This window comes from Pedobacter boryungensis, assembly GCF_013204825.1.
GTDB classification, from domain to species: Bacteria; Bacteroidota; Bacteroidia; order Sphingobacteriales; family Sphingobacteriaceae; genus Pedobacter; species Pedobacter boryungensis.
Map to the genome: position 1 here is coordinate 552,642 of NZ_JABMKV010000002.1, position 20,711 is coordinate 573,352.

At 34.4% G+C, this 20,711-nt stretch carries 21 protein-coding genes; 12 read left to right on the plus strand and 9 right to left on the minus strand.

Going from position 1 to position 20,711, the window contains the following annotated elements:
• Positions 1-48: 48 nt before the first annotated feature.
• On the plus strand, positions 49-993 hold the full coding sequence (locus HQN85_RS08980) for a Smr/MutS family protein (protein ID WP_173271387.1): 945 nt from the start codon (positions 49-51) through the stop codon (positions 991-993).
• Here HQN85_RS08980 and HQN85_RS08985 read toward each other — a convergent pair.
• The 5 genes from HQN85_RS08985 to dcd all read right to left on the minus strand — a co-directional run bounded on the left by HQN85_RS08985 (position 990) and on the right by dcd (position 6,480).
• A complete protein-coding gene (locus HQN85_RS08985) occupies positions 990-1,433 on the minus strand; it encodes a DUF1569 domain-containing protein (protein ID WP_173271389.1) in 444 nt (147 codons plus the stop codon). The genes HQN85_RS08980 and HQN85_RS08985 overlap by 4 nt on opposite strands.
• Before the next feature lie 24 nt (positions 1,434-1,457).
• A complete protein-coding gene (locus HQN85_RS08990) occupies positions 1,458-2,333 on the minus strand; it encodes an SDR family oxidoreductase (protein ID WP_173271391.1) in 876 nt (291 codons plus the stop codon).
• Between the two features lie 64 nt (positions 2,334-2,397).
• Positions 2,398-3,162: an enoyl-CoA hydratase/isomerase family protein gene (locus HQN85_RS08995; RefSeq protein WP_173271393.1), complete on the minus strand. Its 765-nt coding sequence runs from the start codon at positions 3,160-3,162 to the stop codon at positions 2,398-2,400.
• A gap of 9 nt (positions 3,163-3,171) precedes the next feature.
• The gene (locus HQN85_RS09000) at positions 3,172-5,865 is read right to left on the minus strand and encodes a TonB-dependent receptor plug domain-containing protein (protein ID WP_173271395.1); all 2,694 of its coding nucleotides are present in this window, start codon (positions 5,863-5,865) and stop codon (positions 3,172-3,174) included.
• 78 nt (positions 5,866-5,943) lie between these two features.
• Positions 5,944-6,480 (minus strand): dCTP deaminase, encoded by a 537-nt coding sequence (dcd, locus tag HQN85_RS09005; RefSeq protein WP_173271397.1) that lies wholly within the window; start codon positions 6,478-6,480, stop codon positions 5,944-5,946.
• Positions 6,481-6,549: 69 nt separating this feature from the next.
• Here dcd and HQN85_RS09010 point away from each other — a divergent pair, with 69 nt between their 5' ends.
• Genes HQN85_RS09010 through HQN85_RS09020 form a run of 3 tightly spaced genes read left to right on the plus strand, consistent with a single transcriptional unit; the run spans position 6,550 to position 8,646 of the window.
• Entirely contained in the window at positions 6,550-7,191 is a 642-nt protein-coding gene (locus tag HQN85_RS09010) for a 4'-phosphopantetheinyl transferase family protein (RefSeq protein WP_173271399.1), read from the plus strand.
• 9 nt (positions 7,192-7,200) lie between these two features.
• Positions 7,201-7,896: a lipoyl(octanoyl) transferase LipB gene (gene lipB / locus HQN85_RS09015; RefSeq protein WP_173271401.1), complete on the plus strand. Its 696-nt coding sequence runs from the start codon at positions 7,201-7,203 to the stop codon at positions 7,894-7,896.
• A 42-nt stretch (positions 7,897-7,938) separates the two neighbouring features.
• Complete coding sequence (locus tag HQN85_RS09020) at positions 7,939-8,646, plus strand: SGNH/GDSL hydrolase family protein (protein WP_173271403.1); 708 nt, start codon at positions 7,939-7,941, stop codon at positions 8,644-8,646.
• Here HQN85_RS09020 and HQN85_RS09025 read toward each other — a convergent pair whose 3' ends face one another.
• The gene (locus HQN85_RS09025; RefSeq protein ID WP_173271405.1) at positions 8,647-9,378 is read right to left on the minus strand and encodes an RDD family protein; all 732 of its coding nucleotides are present in this window, start codon (positions 9,376-9,378) and stop codon (positions 8,647-8,649) included. It abuts the gene before it with no gap.
• Between the two features lie 91 nt (positions 9,379-9,469).
• On the opposite strand from HQN85_RS09025, the gene HQN85_RS09030 reads away from it, so the two are divergent.
• The 6 genes from HQN85_RS09030 to HQN85_RS09055 are packed head-to-tail and all read left to right on the plus strand — an operon-like array spanning position 9,470 to position 15,569.
• On the plus strand, positions 9,470-10,432 hold the full coding sequence (locus tag HQN85_RS09030) for a stage II sporulation protein M (RefSeq protein ID WP_173271407.1): 963 nt from the start codon (positions 9,470-9,472) through the stop codon (positions 10,430-10,432).
• Positions 10,422-11,297, plus strand: a complete 876-nt coding sequence (locus HQN85_RS09035) for a hypothetical protein (RefSeq protein WP_173271409.1) — start codon at positions 10,422-10,424, stop codon at positions 11,295-11,297. The genes HQN85_RS09030 and HQN85_RS09035 overlap by 11 nt, the downstream gene beginning before the upstream one ends.
• Positions 11,298-12,035, plus strand: coding sequence for a hypothetical protein (locus HQN85_RS09040; protein ID WP_173271411.1), 738 nt, complete (start codon positions 11,298-11,300; stop codon positions 12,033-12,035). It abuts the gene before it with no gap.
• Entirely contained in the window at positions 12,032-13,216 is a 1,185-nt protein-coding gene (locus HQN85_RS09045) for a DUF4350 domain-containing protein (RefSeq protein WP_173271413.1), read from the plus strand. The genes HQN85_RS09040 and HQN85_RS09045 overlap by 4 nt, the downstream gene beginning before the upstream one ends.
• A 2-nt stretch (positions 13,217-13,218) precedes the next feature.
• On the plus strand, positions 13,219-14,196 hold the full coding sequence (locus HQN85_RS09050) for an AAA family ATPase (RefSeq protein ID WP_173271415.1): 978 nt from the start codon (positions 13,219-13,221) through the stop codon (positions 14,194-14,196).
• Between the two features lie 26 nt (positions 14,197-14,222).
• On the plus strand, positions 14,223-15,569 hold the full coding sequence (locus HQN85_RS09055) for a DUF58 domain-containing protein (RefSeq protein WP_173271417.1): 1,347 nt from the start codon (positions 14,223-14,225) through the stop codon (positions 15,567-15,569).
• A gap of 60 nt (positions 15,570-15,629) precedes the next feature.
• Here HQN85_RS09055 and HQN85_RS09060 read toward each other — a convergent pair whose 3' ends face one another.
• Both HQN85_RS09060 and HQN85_RS09065 read right to left on the minus strand, forming a co-directional pair.
• A complete protein-coding gene (locus HQN85_RS09060) occupies positions 15,630-16,793 on the minus strand; it encodes an exo-beta-N-acetylmuramidase NamZ family protein (protein WP_173271419.1) in 1,164 nt (387 codons plus the stop codon).
• Between the two features lie 9 nt (positions 16,794-16,802).
• Positions 16,803-18,230 (minus strand): L-serine ammonia-lyase, encoded by a 1,428-nt coding sequence (locus HQN85_RS09065; RefSeq protein WP_173271421.1) that lies wholly within the window; start codon positions 18,228-18,230, stop codon positions 16,803-16,805.
• 67 nt (positions 18,231-18,297) lie between these two features.
• Between HQN85_RS09065 and HQN85_RS09070 the strand changes: the two genes are divergently transcribed.
• Positions 18,298-19,698 (plus strand): alpha-L-fucosidase, encoded by a 1,401-nt coding sequence (locus HQN85_RS09070; protein WP_173271423.1) that lies wholly within the window; start codon positions 18,298-18,300, stop codon positions 19,696-19,698.
• 52 nt (positions 19,699-19,750) lie between these two features.
• Complete coding sequence (locus HQN85_RS09075; RefSeq protein WP_173271425.1) at positions 19,751-20,242, plus strand: RDD family protein; 492 nt, start codon at positions 19,751-19,753, stop codon at positions 20,240-20,242.
• 29 nt (positions 20,243-20,271) lie between these two features.
• Here HQN85_RS09075 and HQN85_RS09080 read toward each other — a convergent pair whose 3' ends face one another.
• A complete protein-coding gene (locus HQN85_RS09080; RefSeq protein WP_173271427.1) occupies positions 20,272-20,679 on the minus strand; it encodes a helix-turn-helix domain-containing protein in 408 nt (135 codons plus the stop codon).
• Positions 20,680-20,711 lie beyond the last annotated feature (32 nt).

Below are 20,711 nucleotides of genomic sequence, written 5' to 3' on the forward strand. Positions count from 1 at the left end.
CCCCAAAGGGGAGGCTTTTAAAAGTTTCATATCTAAATACTAACTACTATGTTTAAACTAGGTGATTTTGTTCGTTTTGTAGACGAAAAGAGAGAAGGATACGTAACACGAGTTATCGATGCTCAAACATTAGGCGTAACAGATACCGATGGATTTGAAATTCCAGTTGCAATCTCAAACCTAACCCATGTGCATGGACACACTTCTGCCCCAACAGCGCAAAACACAAATAAACAAGCAATAATTGTTGATGATGAATTTAAAGAAAATGGAATTTTCCTTGCTGTGGCAGAAGATTCAAAAGCAAACTCAGTCGTACATTTCACCCTCATCAACAATACCTCTTACCAACTCTTATTAAGTTTAAAAACCGATAAAAAAGGAATATATAAAGGAGAATTTGCTAGCGTAATACAAGCAAAAACAAACACACAAATTTACAGCGCCAACCTTAGCGATTTAGAAATTTGGCCAGAGTTCATCTTCCAAGCACTGTATTTTACCACGGCAAACCTAAAACCCATCGCACCCCTAAACCTAACCAAAAAGTTTAAAGCAAAAGACTTTAGTGGAAGCAAAAAACAAGTTCCAGAAATAAATAAATACGCATGGCTGATACAATTAGACGAACCCGTACCCTTAATTGATGCGCAAAAACTAAAAGAAAGTTTGTTCAGAGGAGAAAACGAAAAACCAAAAGTTTTAAAGCCAGCAACCGAAATAGATTTACACATCGAAAAACTAAGAAACGATCATCTGTTCTTAAGCCAATCAGAAATTATTGATATTCAATTAGCCTATTTTCAGCAAATGCTCGATGCCGCAATTGTGCACCAAATGCCATCAATAATATTTATTCATGGTGTAGGCAACGGCACATTAAGACACCACATTCATAAAACAATTAGCAAACATCCACAAGTAAAAACCTTTATGGATGCACGTAAAGAAAAATTTGGATTTGGAGCTACAGAGGTAATATTTAAAGTTTAAACCCCAAACTGACGCAAGTGATGATCTGTATGTTTCCATAGCAAAACATCCCACTGCTGCGTACTCATTTTGCCAAAAATCGGATGTTTAATTGCAAGATTATCTTTTTGAGCATTGAACTTATGAATTAAATTAATGAGGTTTTCCTTTTCGGCATCCAAATTTGGGTCAAAACCAACAATAAAACTTTTATGAGTTGGTAAGTTATGCTCAAAAGGTTCTTCCTTCATTAATTTCTTTTTAATGATTGGTCCTAAAATCATAAAAATCAAATTGCTATTCAATTTCAATTCGCCAATTCCTACTTTAATAGGTGCTTGGGCATGCAACAACATTTGTGATGCAGACATTTTACCCCATTGCTTTTCGCTAGTTGCTGTAATAGATTGAATGCGATTGATAATTTCTTCACGATCGTCGGTATTGAATAAAGATTTCATTTGAATAGTATTTATGTCAATTCTTTAGCTCCCTTTAGCAGATCTAGTCATTTGCTCCAACATATCCCACATTTCAGATGGGATAGCTTCTAAACCATTCATCTGTCCAGCACCTTGCAACCATTCACCACCATCAATAGTAATCACTTCGCCATTAATATAACCAGCAAAATCACTAATTAAAAAAGCAGCTAAATTGGCTAACTCTTGGTTTTCGCCCACTCTTTTTAAAGGCACACGCTTTTTAAAATCGAATTTTTCAGCTAAATCTCCCGGCAACAATCTATCCCAAGCACCCTTAGTAGGAAAAGGCCCAGGGGCGATGGCATTTGTACGAATACCATATTTACCCCATTCTACAGCTAAAGATCTGGTTAGTGCAAGTACGCCACCCTTAGCACAAGCAGACGGAACAACATAAGCCGAACCCGTAAAAGCATAAGTAGTTACAATATTTAAAATGCTCGCAGGTTGTTTAGCTGCAATCCAATGTTTCCCAAAAGCTAAGGTGCAGTTTACCGTACCTTTTAAAACAATATCTATAATACTGGAAAAAGCATTAGCTGATAACCTTTCAGTTGGAGAAATAAAATTACCTGCAGCATTGTTCAGTAATCCATCAACCTTACCAAACTTTTGGATGGTTTGTGCCAATACAGCTTCAACCTGTTCATAATCTCTCACATCGCACTGCACCGCTAAAACCTGACCGCCTGTTTCTGCAGCCATTTCATCAGCAGTCTTTTGTAATACGTCTAACTTTCGACTAGTAATTACCAAATTGGCGCCCAACTTTAAGAAGTAAGTTCCCATAGCACGACCTAATCCAGTACCACCACCAGTTACCACTATGGTTTTGCCTTTAAGCGCATCGTCTTTTAACATCGGTTCGTTGTACATAATTTAAGGAGAGAATTTTGAATGATTGAATTTTGAGTGATTGAAATTTGCTAACAGCAAACCGTTAAGATTTCTTTTGTAAACTATCAAGTATGGTTTTTAAAATAGCTCTAGTATTTGGCGACCACCATTGCTTCAACATAACCTCTAAATCTGCACTTTGATCGGCGCTAGTGCTTGCTATCAATTCCCTTCTAATATTTAATTTACTTTGCGACCAAGTGTTCCTTTCAAAGCTCATATATTTTCTAACGCTACGCTCTGCTGCGGTCAATATACTTTCAGGTTTTACCAATTCATCTACCAAACCAATAGCCAATGCCTCTTCAGGGTTAAAGAGTTTACCTTCTAATAAACTTCGAGTGGCATCAGCTTTACCCAGCCAAAATGAATATAAATTAAAAATGCTATGCGGGACTATAATCCCTACAGGAACTTCATTTAAACCTATAATATATTTCCCTTCGGCCATTACACGAGCATCACAAGCTAAAGCAATTACACAACCACCAGCAGGACTATGACCATTTATAGCCGCCACTAAAGGCTTATTAAAAGAAGTAATTTTGGAAACGAAATTTAAAAATAGATGCCAGAAACTTTTAGCTTCCTCTTCGTTATAATTGTATAGTTCTATTAAATCTAAACCTGCCGAAAAGAAATGCTCTTTACCAGTAATTATGGCGCCACCAATATTAGCATCGCTTTCTATATTGGTAAGCATATCAGTTAATTCCACAACCATTTCCCTATTTAAGGAATTTGATTTAGGTCTGTTCAGAGTAATAATAGCTAAACGATCTTTTATGGTGACTTCAATTGTTTTCATAAGGGTTGGTTATTTTACTTCGTAAGTATAGACTTTTCTGGCCAGATTGCCATTAGAATCTATTCCTTCTATTACAATTCTATAAGTTCCAGATTGGTCTGTATTGTAATAATTTAGTTTTGCTTTTCCAGTAGGATCAGATACTAAATGTGGGTTCCAATATACAGTCGATCTAAAATCTGGTTTAGGATCTGGAGTTGCTTCGTACTTCGGTGAATAGAATTGCCTTACTTGATAATATCCTTTCGGAGCATAAGTAACTATTCCTGGCGAATACCTAGCGTAATTACCTTCGGTTCCAGCACCTCTTTTAGTAGTAACTACAATTACACCACTAGCACCACCACTACCATAAATTGCAGTATTGCCAATACTTTTTAAAACTTCAATACTTTCTACATCTTGTACAATAATGTCATCTAATGAGAAATCGCTCCCCATATTAATTCCATCTAAAACTATGCTCATGGCACCTCCATTTGCACGTGTAGAATAAGCTTTGCCATCACGGATCATAATACCTGCAACTCTTCCTTGTAAATACATAGAAAGAGAGAAAGCGGTTTCTAAATCTTTTGCTGTCGCTACAAAATCTGCACGACCAGCGCCATTTAAATTTGAGGAGTTTGGTGCAGGATTTTTCTTTTCAACAATGTTAACTGTTTTAAGCGTGATTGTTTTATTTAGAAAACCTCTTTTAGTTTGCTCATCAAAATATTTAGTGCTTTGTGCTAAATAAGGCATTAGAGTTTCATTCACATTCACCTCAACATCACCTGTGTTTTTATTTATAGTAACTACTTGATCAGGTACGATGTCTAGGTCTATTTGTGTGTTTTTGTTGTTTTTATCAGTTCGAGCTTGCACAACAAATTTAATATTCTCTGTAAAATCAATTTGATCAAAACTAAAGCGCCCATTTGTATCACTTAGGGTATCAATAACAAAGAAACCGTTCGTATTAGAAAATAGAACAACTTTCCCCTTAGCTACTGGTTTACCTCCTTTGGTAATTTTACCACTTATTTTAAGGTGTTTTTCTGGTTGATAAGTTATTGCTGGAAATTGATTATTAATAATATTTTTCCAATTTATTTTTCTCCAACCTTGTGTAAGTAACAGATTATCTAATTCATTGCGAGTTTTTAAATCATTTTTTAAGAAATAATGATTTGGTTTTTCTACATATCCAGTTAAATCTGATGTTAGTAAAAGGTTAGTTAAAATGTTACTCTCATTCTCTAAATCTGGAGCAACTGCCGCTGTATTTGTGATGGCTACCGAGAAACTTCCCTGTATTGGTTTTGCATTATTGGTTGTAGTTAAAGTTAAATCTACATTCCCTCTTTTACTATAGGTTGGTTTTAAATTCTCAACATTTATGTCAATTTTATCATGAGAATTATTGATAAAAGCTAAACGTTCTGCAATTGGCAAATTATCAGCAGAAAATAAGGTAAGTTGTACAAGACCAGATGGAAATTCTAATTTAGGTACACTTACTGAAATTAATTGTTTTTCTGTGGAAAGCTTCGTCACAAAATATACATCACCATTGTGTTGACCTACCAATCTAAGGTCGCCTTTATTCATTAAATCAGTAGTTAACATGACCTTGATACTCATTTTAACACTGTCTGTATTATTCACAGAAAGTACATAACCACTAGTTTGTGCTTTGGGTAAGGCAATCGTTTTTTCAGATCCGTTAGCAAGTTTTATTTTTGCCGTATAGGTTTTGCCTGCAAGAGGATTTAAGATAAAAGATCCCATGCCTAAATAAGCGGTTTCAAATTTTAGAATTTCATTGTTCTCGTTATCTAAAATTCTGCCACTGACATTTTCTCCTAATCCATTTGCATTAATCGATTTGATAGCAACTTTGCTTGGCAAGCCGTCCACTAAATTTCCTCCTTCTGGAAAAAACTGAATATCAACATCAGTTGAGGTGGATTTAATGGGGATAGTTTTCACAACAGTTTGTTTATCAGCCATTGTAATAGTTGCAGTAATTTTACCAGATTTATATAAATTAGGCTGATTATTTACAATAGGTATGTTAATTTCTCCATTTTCATTAGTCGTTGCCTTTCCTTTGGCAATATTTCTAGAATTTAATTGCACCTCATAGCTCACTAAACTATTTGCATACGGTTTGCCATCATGGTCTGTAAATTGAATTGTACTGTTTACTTTTTCGGTATTGTTTTCGGTACTATATTGATTGCTAGTTTTAGTGAAAACCTTATTAGCCCAACTATTACCAATTTTAATGGTTTTATCAAAGAAGAATTCTGGGCCTGCATTTCTCATCCATTGGGTGTACGCTCTAATTCTATAATTTCCCTCTCCTAAAGAATCTGTCAATTTAAAATCGCCCCATGAAATCCCGCTTTGCAAGGGTAATTTGATTTGTCTTTTTACAGAATCTTTCTCATTAATTAATTCCACATATAAAATACTGCTAAGGGTTGAGGGAAGAGCAGTTTTACTATCAACAACATATGCTTTAAACCATATATCATCACCTATGGCATAATAAGGTTTATCGAGATGTAGGTAAACTTTTTCTTGAGGAAACTTTTTAGTGAATTCTTCCAGCTTTTTAAGCAGGTCAGTAAATGGATCATCGTCTGTGATAAAGGCAGAAAAACTGAATAATGAAAGTAGCGTAATAGCTAAGATGATAAGTTTTTGTTTCATAGTGTAGATAAATAAAGCCTTAAGTTACAAAAACCTAAGGCTTTATTAAAATATGTAATTAAAAATTTAGTTGATAACCTAAAATGTGTTTTTCCACATCATGCTTTCTACAGGTTTAGTGGTTTTATTATTGTATTTAGCATCATTTTTAGTGTTGTACATATTCTCTATACTGCCATCAACCAAAAAATAAATAAGTTGACCAATTGGCATACCTGCATAAATACGAACAGGTTGGGCGCAAGAAATTTCTAAAGTCCAAGTGTTGCAAAAACCAACATCGCCTTTGCCAGCTGTAGCATGTATATCTATACCCAAACGACCCGTACTACTTTTACCTTCTAAAAATGGAACATGAGCATGAGTTTCAGTATATTCTAAAGTTACGCCTAAGTATAAAGTGCCAGGTTGTAATACAAAACCTTCTTTTGGTATTTCGAAATGGTCTATTTTATTGTGGGCTTTAGCGTCTAAAACGCGATCTTTATACGTAGCCAAATACTTGCCTAAATGCACATCGTAAGAATTGGTGCCGAGGCAATTTAAATTAAAAGGTTCTATGATGATGGTGCCTTTATCAATTTCTTCTAGTATGCGTTTATCTGAGAGGATCATTTTATGAAGTATTTTGGACTAAATTATGATTAATTTAAGATACTTTTGCATTGATTTTCTAAATAAGAGATGCCAGTAGTTTTTAATAAAAGAATTGATGATCAAACCGTACTTGCAGTATGGAAGATTGAGGAAACTGAAGAACAGTTGCTCTCTGGTTTGCAACTTAAACAACATGAACTAGATGTCATTGCTTCTTTAAGTAATGGAAAAAGAGCATTACATTGGTTAAGTACACGTTTATTGCTGCGGACCATGCTTAACACAGCAGATTACATAGATTGCCAAATGGATGATCATGGCAAACCTTACCTCGTTAATTCTGAAGCTTTTATTTCCTTAAGTCATTCGTATGATTATGCTGCGGTTATTATTAGTAAAGAAAAACAGGTTGGTGTTGATATTGAATTGATTAAAATGAAAATCAAGAGCATTAAGCATAAATTTTTATCTGATGTAGAGCTTGCACAAAAACAAATTGGAGATAACACTTGTGGTTTGTATGTAGCTTGGTGCGCCAAAGAAGCCATTTACAAATGGCATGGAAAGAAAGGCTTAGAGTTTAAACAACATATCCATATAAAGCCTTTTAAATTGAAAGATGAAGGTTCATTGCAAGTACTTGTAGAGTTGCCAAACGGAACTAGAGAATTAACTGTAAACTACTTTAAAACGAAAGATGGTTACATGTTAGGATATGTAGTTGCTTAATAAATTAAAATGAACAAAAAAGTTAAATATATAGATTGGGGTTTAACTGATTATCAAAATGCTTGGACAAAACAAGAAGAGATTTTTGAAAAAACAGTCGCTTTAAAAGGGAAAAACAGAACTGAAAATACTGAAATTGAAACACCAAATTACCTTGTTTTTTGCGAGCACCCACATGTATATACTTTAGGTAAAAGCGGACATCCAGAAAATTTATTATTGGATGAAGACGATTTAAAAAATAAACAAGCAACTTATTATAAAATTAATCGTGGAGGTGATATTACTTATCATGGTCCAGGTCAAATTGTAGGTTATCCGATTTTAGATTTGGATAATTTTTTTACAGATATCCATTTATATCTCAGAACACTAGAAGAAGCGGTAATTTTAACGCTTGCCGATTACGGAATTACAGCAGGTCGCTATCCTGGTTATACAGGAGTTTGGTTAGATGCTGATAATGAAAAGGCTCGAAAAATTTGTGCCTTAGGTGTGCGCTGCAGTAGATGGGTAACCATGCATGGTTTTGCGTTTAATGTAAATACAGATTTGGCTTATTTCAAAAATATTGTTCCTTGCGGGATAGATGATAAAGATGTTACTTCTTTGGAGAGAGAGCTAGGTAGAAAATTAGAGATGGAAGAAGTGAAAGAAAAGCTTAAAAACCATATTGCCAATTTATTTAAAATGGAATTAATTTAATCGATTAAAATCCCAATTCTAAAAATTTCCGTAAATTAAAAGATGAAATTTAGCTTTGGTTTCCTGTCTTTATGTTTATTATTGGCCTGTAATAAAACTGCAGAAACGGCAATGATACAAAATCCAACTCCTACGAATAATTCGTCCTTAAATTACCTAGCCTTAGGCGATTCTTATACCATTGGTGAAGCTGTTTCGCAAAAAGAAAGTTTCCCTTATCAAGTTACTGCACAACTAAATGAACAAGGGCTAAAATTCGGAGCACCAAAAATTATTGCAAAAACTGGGTGGACAACTGATGAACTTCAAGCTGCTATCAAAGCTGAAAAAATTACAGGAACTTATGATGTGGTTACTTTATTAATTGGTGTTAACAATCAGTACCGGGGAAATTCACAAACTACTTATCGAAAAGAATTTGCAGCGTTATTGCAAACGGCTATCAGTTTTGCGGGCGGAAATAAAAAACACGTTTTTGTAGTATCTATTCCCGATTGGGGTGTAACTCCTTTTGGAAAGGGGAGCGGAAGAAATACAACAACCATTGCGCAAGAAATTGATGCATTTAATGCGATCTGTAAAGAAGAAACTTTAGGAATGAGTGTTAAATATATCGATATCACACCTGGTTCTAGAAATGCTGCAACAGATGCTTCTTTAGTAGCTACTGATGGTTTACATCCCTCTAGGAAAATGTATAGCGAATGGGCAGTTAAAATCTCGAATGCTATTGCTTCGAATTTTAAATAATTAAACAGCTCTTGAAGTAAGCTGATTATAATCCATTAGTACGGTACTTAAAAATTCCAATTCATTCATCCCGCTAGGTACAGTTATGCCTAAATGAGCAGAAACTTTGGCCGCCATGTGATAAATTAAATCGTGGTTTCGAGTTTTGTAATATGTATTTAAAACTTCGTGAACAAGTTCTATGTCTCGATCTGTCATCTGATTTACACCGTCAAAAACTGGATTGTATTCTTCGGCAACTGGATGAAAAGCAATATGCTGAAATTGTGTTCTTGGAACTGTTTTAATTAATGTTGTACCCGCAACAATATCTCCAATACGCTGCTTATTTTCCGTAACGGCTACACAAATTAATCCTCCTACCCATGATGTTAAAGGGAAATCGACAATTCTAAAAACCCATCGTATAAAATACTGACCAAGGCTTGCTTGTGCGCCATTTAAACTGATTACTTTTATTTTTACTAACCTTTTTCCAATGCTTTGGCCATTCATAAAAACCTCACACAGCAAATCATAAAATACATAGCCAACTCCATAAATAATAAGCATTATGGTATCAAATAAACCAGAACCTGATAGCCCTGTCATGGAAAATAAGATGAGGAAAATTAAAAAGATGGCAATAAATAAACCCATGTCAATTAACCAGCCTGCAAAACGTTCACCTAAACCGGCAACGGGATAATCAATATCAATATGTTGACTAGTATTTACTTTTACGGTTTCCATGGTCTCAAATATAATAGGGATTTTTATTTTTTATTGACTAATTAAAATTTTGTTTTATTTTAACAGAAATTTAACCGGGGAAATTAATTTTATGAGAGAAGCGCTGTTTGTGAAGCAGAATTCCGATAAATGGAAGAGCTACGAAGTTTTGCAAACGAATAACCCCGATGAATTAGCCCATCGTTTTATTGATATTACAAACGATTTGGCATATGCAAAAACCTTCTATCCCAAATCTCAAACAACAAACTATTTGAACGGTATTGCATCCGTTTTACATCAAGCTATTTATAAAAACAAAAAAGAGGAAAAAGGTCGTTTTGCTCGCTATTGGAAATATGAATTGCCTTTGTTGTTTTATCAATACCGCAAGCAAATAGTTTACTCTTTTATTTTTTTTATTATCGCAGCTAGTATTGGTGCGCTATCTGCTAAGTACGATGATCGTTTTGTTCGCTTAATTATGGGAGATAGTTATGTGAACATGACAAATGAAAATATTGCAAAGGGAGATCCTTTTGGGGTTTATAAGAAAACTGGAGAGTTTCAAATGTTTTTTCAAATTGCCGCAAACAACGTTTGGGTTTCGTTATTAATGTTTGTGAGCGGTATACTTTTAGCTATTGGGCCAGTATTTTTTCTACTCAGAAACGGCATAATGCTTGGTGCATTTGAATATTATTTTTTTAGCAAAGGCTTAGGTACGCAATCTATTTTAGTAATCTGGATTCACGGAACTTTAGAAATATTAGCCATCATTATTGCAGGCGGTGCCGGATTAGTTTTAGGGCACGGATTGCTTTTTCCAAAAACACACACCCGTTTATTTGCTTTTAAAAATAGCGCAAAAGATGCCACAAAAATAGCTTTAGGCATTATTCCTATCATTTTATTAGCGGCATTTTTCGAAAGCTTTATTACCCGTCATACCGAAATGCCAATTTGGTTAAGCATAAGCATTTTAGCTGGCTCCTTAATTTTTATGGTATGGTATGTAATCATTTATCCAATACAACTATATAAACGCAATCAAACTAGTTACGATGAAAGATAAAATAGAATTTAAAAAAATAAGAGAATTTGGGGATATTATAGGAGATACTTTTGTCTTCATTAAGCAGAATTTTAAGCCTTTGATGGCAGCTTTTTTCTCGTTAACAGGGATTTTTATTTTGGGTGGAATGATAAGTGCAATAATTGCTCAGTTGCAACTAGTAGATTTAGCACAAGGTGAGGGCTATACGGGCGGGCCTTTTGCCAAAATGTATAACATGGGTTTTAGTTATATTTTAATGATCATTTTTTTGATTTTAAGCTACACCTCTATGTATGTTTCAGTTTTAAGCTTTGTTGCACTTTATATAGAAAAAGGAAATGTACCACCTACTGTTGCTGAAGTATGGGTTTACTTTAAATATTACTTTTTTAGAATGTTAGGTAGTGGGGTTTTAATGTCGATTTTCTTAGGATTATGTTTTATATGTTGCATAATTCCTGGTATATATGTTTTCCCAGCAGTAACATTATTTTATGCAGTAATGATTTTAGAGAATGGGAATTTTTCTCACGCATTTGAACGATCTTTTAAACTGTTAAAAAATGAATGGTGGATAACCGCTGCTACTATCCTTGTGGTGTATGTTATATTTTATGCTTGCAGTTTGATTGTACAAATTCCTTCATTTATCATTGCAATAGTAGGGGCATTTACACATGCTGAGCAGCCCATTACAAGAACATACGCCTTTGTTTCTTCAATATTTCAACAAATTGCTTATATATTTATGATTATTCCAATCATCAGTTCAACGTTTATTTATTATAATTTGGTAGAACGAAAAGAAAGTCTTGGCTTATTAAATAGAATTGATGGTTTGGGTCAGAACTCAAACCAGGCCGAAACTCCTGAAGAATATTAAATGCGCTCAATACTGGTTTTTCTTATCTTTTTTATTTGGGCAAATACTGTTCAAGCTACTGCTGTAGAAAAGCCAGTTGTTAAACCAGTAATTAAAAAAGGTTTTGTTTTAAAAACAGATAGCAGTACTATAGATTTAAGGAAATTTGATGAAACTGCTGTTAAAAAGTATAGTAAGCAAAAGGAATTTATTTACGATGATGTTGCACCGCAAAGTTTAAGCTTATGGGATCGTTTTTGGAGATGGTTTTGGCGTCTAATTAATAAGATTTTCAGTGGAGGAATTACCGGCAGCATTATTAAATACATTTTAATAGCTGTTGTAATTGCTATTGTTGTGTTTGTGGTTATCAAATTAATTGGCATAGATTATAAATTTCTAATAGGGAAATCTAAAACTGTTACTGTGCCATTTGAAGAAAGTTTAGAAAATATCCATGAAATTGATTTCGACGAACAAATTGATTTCGCTTTACAAAATAAAAATTATCGTCTTGCGGTACGACTTCTTTATTTAAAAACATTAAAAAAATTGAGCGATAAAGAACTCATTAACTGGCAGCCAGAGAAAACTAATCAGGCTTATGTTTTAGAGTTGGAAAACGAAAATTATAAACAAGAGTTTAATGTATTAACTAATCAATTCGAATACATTTGGTATGGTGAATTTTTCATAGATAAACTAGATTTCGATTCAATTAATCAATCCTTTTTACAGTTTAATCAAAAAATGATATGAACAGTGGGTTGAGAAGGTACTTAATGATTGGTGGCATTTTAATAGTGGGATATTTGGTTATCCAATATTTTAAACCAAAACCAACTAACTGGGCTCCAACTTATCTTTCCGAAGATAAAATCCCGTTTGGAACTTACATTTTACGTCAAAGAATTAATGACATTTTGCCGAATACCACTATAAAAACAGTGCAATCTGCAGTTTATAATAACCTAAAAGAAAAGCCAAATGGCCAATCGAATTATTTTATTATTGCCTCAAATTTAAAAGTAGATAAACTGGATTACCTAGAAATGGTAAAGTATATGCAAAGTGGAAATAACATTTTTATTGCCGCTTTCCAAATACAAGGAGTTTTATTGGACAAGTTAAAATTGCAAATTACCTCCGATTTTAACTTTCAAAATAAACGTAAATATCCAATCAACTTTGTGAATCCATCCTTAAAAAGAGAATTAGATTATTATTTTGATAAAGGAATAAGCGGACAATATTTTTCAAAAGTAGACTCGACAAGAGCCATTGTTTTAGGCAAAAAGCAAGATGAATTTGCGAATTTCATACAATATAAGTTTGGAAAAGGTTCTTTGTTTATACTCCCAAATCCACAATTATTAACTAATTATAGCTTATTAAGGGAAGATGGTTTAGATTATGCAGCCAAAGCGCTTTCTTATTTGCCAAAGGCCGAGACTTTAATTTGGGATGAACATTTTACTAGGCCAAACACAAAGGACAGCTCAGTTTTAAGAGTGCTTTTTAAATACGATGAATTGAGATGGGCGTATTACATTGCGTTATTTAGTTTAGTTGCCTTTATAGTATTTGAGATCAAAAGAAGACAGCGGATTATTCCTGTAGTAGAACGTTTGAAAAATACTTCTGTAGAATTTGTAGAAGTAGTAGGAAGAGTTTACTACCAGCAACGCAACAATAGAGACATTGCAGAGAAAAAGGTTAACTATTTATTAGAGTACATCCGAACAAAGTATCGTTTAAAAACTAGTGATTTAGACCAAGAATTTAAAGCATCGCTGATTAACATTTCTAGTGTATCAGCAGATATAATCGATGAACTATTTGAAGAAATAACATATCTTAAAGCGGGGCAAATGGTAAAAGACCAGCAGCTAATCCGCTTAAATAAATTAATTGAACAATTTTATAAACAAGACCAATAAATATGGAACAGGAAATGTTTAATCAACGAACCGATTTAAGCCAATTGAGTGCTGCAGTAGATCAAATTAGGCAATCTTTAAGCCATGTAATTATTGGTCAGAAAGATACAATAGATCTTTTAATTGCAGGTTTATTGGCAGACGGACATCTTTTGTTAGAAGGTGTACCAGGGGTAGCGAAAACCTTAAGTGCTAAACTCGTAGCGAAATGTATTTCGGCAACATTTTCGAGGATACAATTTACGCCAGATTTAATGCCGTCGGATGTATTAGGTACAGCAGTATTTAGTCCTAAAACAGCAGAATTTCAATTTAGGCAAGGGCCTATTTTTGGTAATATTATTTTGGTAGATGAGATTAATCGTGCACCTGCCAAAACCCAATCTGCTTTGTTCGAAGCAATGGAAGAACGTCAAATTACGGTGGATGGAAACACCTATAAGTTGGAAGAACCTTTTATGGTTTTGGCAACTCAAAATCCAATAGAACAAGAAGGTACATATCGTTTGCCAGAAGCTCAGTTGGACCGTTTTCTGTTTAAAATCGAAGTTAAATATCCTTCCTTAGCAGAAGAAATAGAAATTTTAACTAGCCAACATCAACAAAAAACAGAAGATCAATTAAAAGAAATTAAAGCTGTTTTATCGGTTGAGCAAATTAAAACGTTAAGAGCAACAATTAAATCATTATTTGTTGAACCTAAATTGCTGGCTTACGTTGCGCAAATTACGCATGAAACTCGACACAATAAATCATTGTATTTGGGAGCATCTCCAAGAGCATCTTTGGCTATAGTAAATGGAGCAAAAGCTATTGCTGCAATGGCTGGGCGTGATTTTGTAACGCCAGATGATATTATAAAAGTAGCTGCGCCAGTGTTAGCTCATCGCATTATGCTAAGCCCAGAAAAGGAAATGGAAGGATTAACTACGGCAGATGTAGTTGCTCAGATCATTAAAAAGATAGAAGTGCCGAGATAGTATGTCGATGCGACGAAAATCAAAAAATGAAAAGTTTTTTTAGAAAATATTATACAGATCTGTTTTTAGGTAAACGATTATTCATCGCCCTTGGTGTATGTGTAGTGTTGTTTCTATTTTCTTTTTTTATGCCATTTTTAGGCGATTTACCTTATATCCTTTTTGGTATAGTATTAATCTTAGTTGGGCTAGATCTCTTTTTATTGTATGCAAATGATAAAGGAGTCTTTCTTCGCAGAGATGTGCCAGAAAGATTAAGCAATGGCGATGATAATGAACTCAAAATCTATATCGAAAACTTTTATCCTTTTCAAGTAAGTGTAGGAATTATCGATGAAATTCCGTTCCAGTTCCAAAAACGTGATCTGTGGTTTACAGCGGATTTATCTTCGCGAGAGCAAAAAATAATTACCTACACGTTAAGGCCAACTAAACGTGGTGAATATAATTTTGGCTTAACACGATTATATGTTCAATCTCCCTTAGCGTTAATTAGTCGCCGGTTTAACGTTGGTGAAGATAAATTGGTGCCAGTTTATCCTTCTTTTTTAAAGTTGAGGCAATATGAATTAATGGCTGTTTCAAATCGTTTAACCGATATTGGGATAAAGAAAATGAGGAGAATTGGTCATAGTATGGAGTTTGATCAAGTTAAAAATTATGTTGCTGGTGATGATTACAGAACCGTAAACTGGAAAGCTACAGCTCGCAAAGGAGATTTAATGGTAAACTCTTTTACAGATGAAAAAGCACAACATATTTATTGCGTAATTGATAAGTCGAGAGCAATGAAAATGCCTTTTGAAGGGTTAAGCTTACTCGACTACGCCATTAACGCCAGCTTAATTTTAAGTAATGTAGCTTTAGTAAAACAAGATAAAGCTGGGCTAATTACCATTGCGGAAAAAACAGGTAGTTTAGTGCCCGCAGATCGCCGACCAACACAGCTAAACAAAATTATGGAGGTGTTGTATAAAGAGAAAACTCGCTATCTGGAAACCGATATGGAGGCTTTGTATATTAGTGTTAGGGCAGTTTTGAAACAACGTAGTCTAGTCGTTTTTTTTACCAATTTCGAAAGCATGTCGGCACTAGAAAGACAATTGCCCTTTTTAAAACGCATTGCTAAATTTCATTTGTTGTTAGTGGTATTTTTTGAGAATACAACATTGAAATCATTAAGTGAAGAACCTGCACAAGATATAGAGGGTATTTACATTAAAACCATTGCAGAAAAATTTGCTTTCGAAAAGAAATTAATGGTTAAAGAATTAACCAAGCATGGTATTTTAAGTTTGCTAACTCCACCTCAAAAATTAACAGTTAATGTGGTGAACAGATATTTAGCAATTAAAGCAAAACAACAAATTTAGTTTAATTAGTTGTATCCATTCGAAGGAAAAGATTTGCGACTGGAATATAGATAAGAGTATTTATTCGTAAAGTAAGTAAGGTTTAACTTTTTCTTGAAATGCGGATACAGTACACAAATTATTTATAGTACTTTCAAAATCCGATAAGGGTAGCTCAAATAAATCTTCACTATTTGCAATACCTAAAAGTTTATCCAGGTGTTTAGTGCCATCGGGATTAGCATTAGTTAAGTAGGGTTGCCATTTAAAATGCAAGGGATGGCTATCTTTAATGAGCTTAATCAGCAATAGACCAGTCTTTACGGCATCAAATTCATTATAGTTTTTCGGAGAAATATAAAGCCCATTGCAAATTTCGCCAGCAAATTTCGCTTCTTTAGGAATGGTAGTAATAGCTTCTATGTGTAAAACATCTTCTAGCTGTTTTTGTATTTCTGAAGCATGCATTAGCCAAGGTGCAGCAACCATTTGAAAGGATAGATTTGTCCCTCGTCCTTCGGTTAAATTTGTAGCTTCGAGCATTCCTAGTCCGGGGTATAAAATTGCGGCATTAAAGCTATTAATGGCTGGAGATGTAGGTGTGAAATTTATCCCCCAGTTGGGGAAAAAGTCACTTCTGCTTAATTGCTCACACTTAATAACTGTAACTGAAGCATTAATGTTTTTTATATCGTTAAAGTACAATGCTAATTCGCCCAAAGTACAGCTGTGGCGTAAAGGAATGTCCCACCGACCAATAAACGATGAACAATTTAGCTCATCTAACATTGGACCTTCAATTTGAGCTAGATCTAAACCAATGGGATTGGGTCTGTCTAAAATTATAAGTGGTTTATTATATTCTTTACAGGCTTCAATTAGGTAAGTTAAAGTCCACAAATAGGTGTAAAATCTGGCGCCAATGTCTGGAATATCAAATAGAACAAGGTCTACATCTGCTAAATCAGTAGCATTTGGTTTTAATTTTTCACTGTATAAACTGATGATGGGTAATTTTGTTGCCACATCAAAACCATCGGGCATTTTCTCGCCATCGGCACCTTTAGTGTTAAAACCATGTTCTGGAGAGAATAGTTTAACAATATTAAAACCAGCTTTGATCAATGCTAAATGCGATGGAATATCGTTTTCAGTTGTAGCAGCATTATTGGTAACAAGGGCAATTTTTTGTTTTCGCCAATCGGGACGTTCAGCAAGTAAAATGCTTATTCCGAATTTAATCATTGCTTTTGGTTAACATTCTGGCAAACTTAATGGAATATTGGTCGCCAATCCGCCATCAGAAGTTTCTTTATATTTAGAGTTCATATCTAAAGCAGTTTCCCACATGGTATTTACTACGGCATCTAAACTTACTTTAGCCTTATCAGGATTACTTTGTAATGCCAACTGACTTGCTGTTATCGCTTTGATGGCACCCATCGTATTTCGTTCTATACATGGAATTTGTACTAGCCCACCAATTGGATCGCAGGTTAATCCTAAATGATGCTCCATTGCTATTTCTGCAGCCATTAAAACCTGTCGTTGAGAACCACCTAAACATTCTGTTAACGCAGCAGCGGCCATAGCAGATGATACGCCAATTTCTGCCTGACAACCTCCCATAGCTGCTGAGATTGTGGCGCCTTTTTTAAAAATACTTCCAACTTCAGATGCGCAAGCTATAAATTGAATTATCTTTTCTTCCTCATAACCATCGCAAAAAGCAATATAATATTGTAAAACTGCTGGTATAACTCCCGCTGCTCCATTTGTTGGCGCTGTAACTACTCTTCCAAAAGCAGCATTTTCTTCGTTAACAGCTAAAGCGAAGCAGCTTACCCAGTCTAGAATATAATTAAAACCATTACCACCGTTTCTAATAGCGGCTACCCAACTATCGTAATCCGTATAAGTTTGTCCGTTAATTAATCGTTTATTTAAAGCTGATGCTCTGCGGGCAACATTTAATCCGCCAGGTAAAAAACCACCAGTATGACAACCGCGATAAATACATTCTTTAATTACTTGAAAATGCTTTAAAATACCTTTTTTAGTTTCAGCTTCTGGTCGCCAGGCTGCCTCGTTTTCTAACACTACTCCGCTTACTTTTAAGCCTGTAGATAAGCACCAGTGTAAAAGTTCACTTGCTTTTTCTACTGGAAATGGAAGATCTACCTGGTCTTTTTCACTACCATTTTCACCTTCTTTAACAACAAAACCACCGCCAATTGAATAATAGGTTTCCGTAAAGGCTTTGCCTGTACTTAAAAATGCTTGGAAGGTGACTGCATTCGGGTGAAAAGGTAAACTTTCTGTAAAGAGGAACATCAAATCATCTGTGTAAGAGAATTCGATGGTTTTTTCGCCCCCTAAAAGTAATTTCTGACTAATTTTAATTTCTTCAACGGTGCTATCAATTGCGTTTACATCAAAAGTTACGGGATCGCCACCAGCTAAACCCAATAAAATGGCGATATCAGTTCCATGTCCTTTACCTGTTTTGGCCAAAGAACCATATAAAAGTATTTTTACTTGCTCAACTTCATTTAATAAATCTTGCTTTTTTAAGGAAGTTGTAAATTGTTGTGCAGCTCGCCACGGCCCTAAAGTGTGGGAACTCGAGGGACCAATACCTATTTTGAATATGTCGAAAACTGAAATCTGTTCGTTTTGCATCGTTAACAAAGCTATATACTTTTAATGATATTTGTGTATTTTGTGATACGAAGTTTAAAATCGTTTTATGAAAAAAATACCAGCTTTAATTTATTTCCTTTTCATCAGTTTTTTAACTTTTGCACAAATCTATCAACCACCTACAGATGCCAAAGTTGCGGCTAAATTATCTCAATGGGGAGGTAAAAAATTTGGGCTCTTTATGCATTGGGGTATTTATAGTATTCCTGGGATTGTAGAATCGTGGAGTATTAATTCTGAGGATGCATCTTGGATACCTCGTGACAGCACCCTTAATTATGAAAAATATAAAAAGTGGTATTTCGATCTCAATAAACAATTTAATCCTGTAAATTTTGACCCCACTATTTGGGCGGGTTATGCTAAAAAAGCAGGAATGCAGTATGTGGTGTTTACGACTAAACATCACGATGGTTTTGCAATGTTCAATACTAAACAATCTAATTACAAAATTACAGGGGCTGATGTTCCTTTTTCTTCAAATCCAAAAGCGAATATTGTTAAAGAAGTTTTCTCGGCTTTTAGAAATGAAGGATTTATGATTGGTGCTTATTTTTCTAAACCAGATTGGCATAGCGAATATTATTGGTGGCCACGTTATGCGACTCCAGATCGTAATAACAATTACGATATTCGTTTGCATCCACAACGTTGGCAACAGTTTAAACAATTTACTTATAATCAAATAGAAGAATTGATGAGCGATTATGGTAAAGTTGATATTTTATGGCTTGATGGCGGTTGGGTAAGACCGAAGGCAACGGTTAATGAAGAGGTTTTGTCTTGGGGTGCGCCTATCCCGGCTTGGGATCAAGATATTGACATGCCAAAAATCGCCAAGATGGCTAGGGCAAAACAACCAGGATTAATCATGGTAGATAGAACAGTACATGGCGAATATGAAAACTACCAAACCCCTGAGCAAAAAATTCCTGAAAAGCCATTAAATTATCCTTGGGAGACCTGTATGACAATGGGTGATGCTTGGGGGTATGTGCCAAACGACAACTATAAAAGTGCCAATACGCTAGTTCATTTATTAGTAGATATTGTTGCTAAAGGCGGCAATTTTTTATTAGATGTTGGTCCAAAGCCTGATGGAACTTTTCCTGAAATTGTTTTGCAGCGCTTAACCGAGATTGGGCAATGGATGGATATCAATAAGGAATCCATTTATGAAACTGAGCCAATTGCTCCTTATAAATCTGAGAATGTCTGTTTTACAAAAGGTAAAAGGGGGAATATTTATGCGCTGTATTTGATTAATGAAAAAAGTGTAGTTCCTGCTAAAATTATGCTTAAATCATTGCCTAAAATACCTAAAAGGGTTTCCTTATTAGGGGTTAAAAGTGTTGTAAAATGGAAACAGATTGGTAATGATTTTGAAATTGTTTTGCCAAAAGATACAAAGGGTTTGAAACATGCTTTGGTTTTTAAATTTGATTAGTATGATATATTCAGTAGCTTAAAGGCAATATTAATTTAGTAATGAACCTAAAATGGAAATTCAAAGTAGTAATATAAATTTAGAATATTGTAGAGCGAATTCAGGGAAGCGATTGGCAAACTATCTTATCGATGGTACTGTTTATTACATCATTATTGTTTTTATAAGTTTTATTATAGAGATGTTAATTCCATATAGTGTTTCTGAGATGAACATCAATAGGATAGAAGAGAGATTGGTTGGACTGGTTCTGTATGGTTTAGTTATGTTTCTGATTGAAGCTGCTTTTCAAGGGAAATCGTTAGGTAAGTTAATTACAGGAACCAAAGCAGTTAAGAATGACGGTGGTACGTTAAATATGAAAGATGCATTTATTAGAAACTTTATTAGAGCAATACCTTTTAATGCACTGAGTGCTTTAGGAACACCTTGTAGACCATGGCATGATAGTCTATCAAATACAATAGTTGTAGACGAAAAAGTGCTAAATCTTCAACTAAGGAAGGAAAAGTTTTTTGAGAACCTCAAAAATCAAAGACAATAATTTCCGTTATTTCATTTGAAGCTGAATTACTATTTATCCTTGGCATTAATTAGTTTATTCATTACTTCTATCGTTTTAGCTTGCGCCGCAATTGTTCCTTCTTGTAAAGTAATAATTTGATGTAAACGTTCTATTTCGGTAAGTTGATTATATTCAGTTTGGTTTTTTACTTCTTGTTCTGTGACAGTTGAAGCACCATTTTCTTCTGTATTTGTATATGCTTTTGTTGGCCGACCTTCGCCTGTAATAATCCAATTGGGATTTAGTTCATCGCATTTTGTGAATATCAAATCATAATTAATTGTATTCCTTGTGTACCAATTAGCGAGTGTGTTTGTTCCTAGACCTAGAAATCTTGCTAACTGTGCATCTGATTTAAATTTATAGTGAAATTTTATTCTGCTTAAAATCAGTGATTTGTCGATTTTATCCTTCATTTTGTGAATTTAAAACTCTTTTGGTATTGTAT

Excerpts from the sequence above, each read along its gene's own strand:
- HQN85_RS08980 (WP_173271387.1), top strand. The coding sequence starts at position 49 with ATGTTTAAACTAGGTGATTTTGTTCGTTTTGTAGACGAAAAGAGAGAA.
- HQN85_RS08985 (WP_173271389.1), bottom strand. The coding sequence starts at position 1,433 with ATGAAATCTTTATTCAATACCGACGATCGTGAAGAAATTATCAATCGC.
- HQN85_RS08990 (WP_173271391.1), bottom strand. The coding sequence starts at position 2,333 with ATGTACAACGAACCGATGTTAAAAGACGATGCGCTTAAAGGCAAAACC.
- HQN85_RS08995 (WP_173271393.1), bottom strand. The coding sequence starts at position 3,162 with ATGAAAACAATTGAAGTCACCATAAAAGATCGTTTAGCTATTATTACT.
- HQN85_RS09000 (WP_173271395.1), bottom strand. The coding sequence starts at position 5,865 with ATGAAACAAAAACTTATCATCTTAGCTATTACGCTACTTTCATTATTC.
- dcd (WP_173271397.1), bottom strand. The coding sequence starts at position 6,480 with ATGATCCTCTCAGATAAACGCATACTAGAAGAAATTGATAAAGGCACC.
- HQN85_RS09010 (WP_173271399.1), top strand. The coding sequence starts at position 6,550 with ATGCCAGTAGTTTTTAATAAAAGAATTGATGATCAAACCGTACTTGCA.
- lipB (WP_173271401.1), top strand. The coding sequence starts at position 7,201 with ATGAACAAAAAAGTTAAATATATAGATTGGGGTTTAACTGATTATCAA.
- HQN85_RS09020 (WP_173271403.1), top strand. The coding sequence starts at position 7,939 with ATGAAATTTAGCTTTGGTTTCCTGTCTTTATGTTTATTATTGGCCTGT.
- HQN85_RS09025 (WP_173271405.1), bottom strand. The coding sequence starts at position 9,378 with ATGGAAACCGTAAAAGTAAATACTAGTCAACATATTGATATTGATTAT.
- HQN85_RS09030 (WP_173271407.1), top strand. The coding sequence starts at position 9,470 with ATGAGAGAAGCGCTGTTTGTGAAGCAGAATTCCGATAAATGGAAGAGC.
- HQN85_RS09035 (WP_173271409.1), top strand. The coding sequence starts at position 10,422 with ATGAAAGATAAAATAGAATTTAAAAAAATAAGAGAATTTGGGGATATT.
- HQN85_RS09040 (WP_173271411.1), top strand. The coding sequence starts at position 11,298 with ATGCGCTCAATACTGGTTTTTCTTATCTTTTTTATTTGGGCAAATACT.
- HQN85_RS09045 (WP_173271413.1), top strand. The coding sequence starts at position 12,032 with ATGAACAGTGGGTTGAGAAGGTACTTAATGATTGGTGGCATTTTAATA.
- HQN85_RS09050 (WP_173271415.1), top strand. The coding sequence starts at position 13,219 with ATGGAACAGGAAATGTTTAATCAACGAACCGATTTAAGCCAATTGAGT.
- HQN85_RS09055 (WP_173271417.1), top strand. The coding sequence starts at position 14,223 with ATGAAAAGTTTTTTTAGAAAATATTATACAGATCTGTTTTTAGGTAAA.
- HQN85_RS09060 (WP_173271419.1), bottom strand. The coding sequence starts at position 16,793 with ATGATTAAATTCGGAATAAGCATTTTACTTGCTGAACGTCCCGATTGG.
- HQN85_RS09065 (WP_173271421.1), bottom strand. The coding sequence starts at position 18,230 with ATGCAAAACGAACAGATTTCAGTTTTCGACATATTCAAAATAGGTATT.
- HQN85_RS09070 (WP_173271423.1), top strand. The coding sequence starts at position 18,298 with ATGAAAAAAATACCAGCTTTAATTTATTTCCTTTTCATCAGTTTTTTA.
- HQN85_RS09075 (WP_173271425.1), top strand. The coding sequence starts at position 19,751 with ATGGAAATTCAAAGTAGTAATATAAATTTAGAATATTGTAGAGCGAAT.
- HQN85_RS09080 (WP_173271427.1), bottom strand. The coding sequence starts at position 20,679 with ATGAAGGATAAAATCGACAAATCACTGATTTTAAGCAGAATAAAATTT.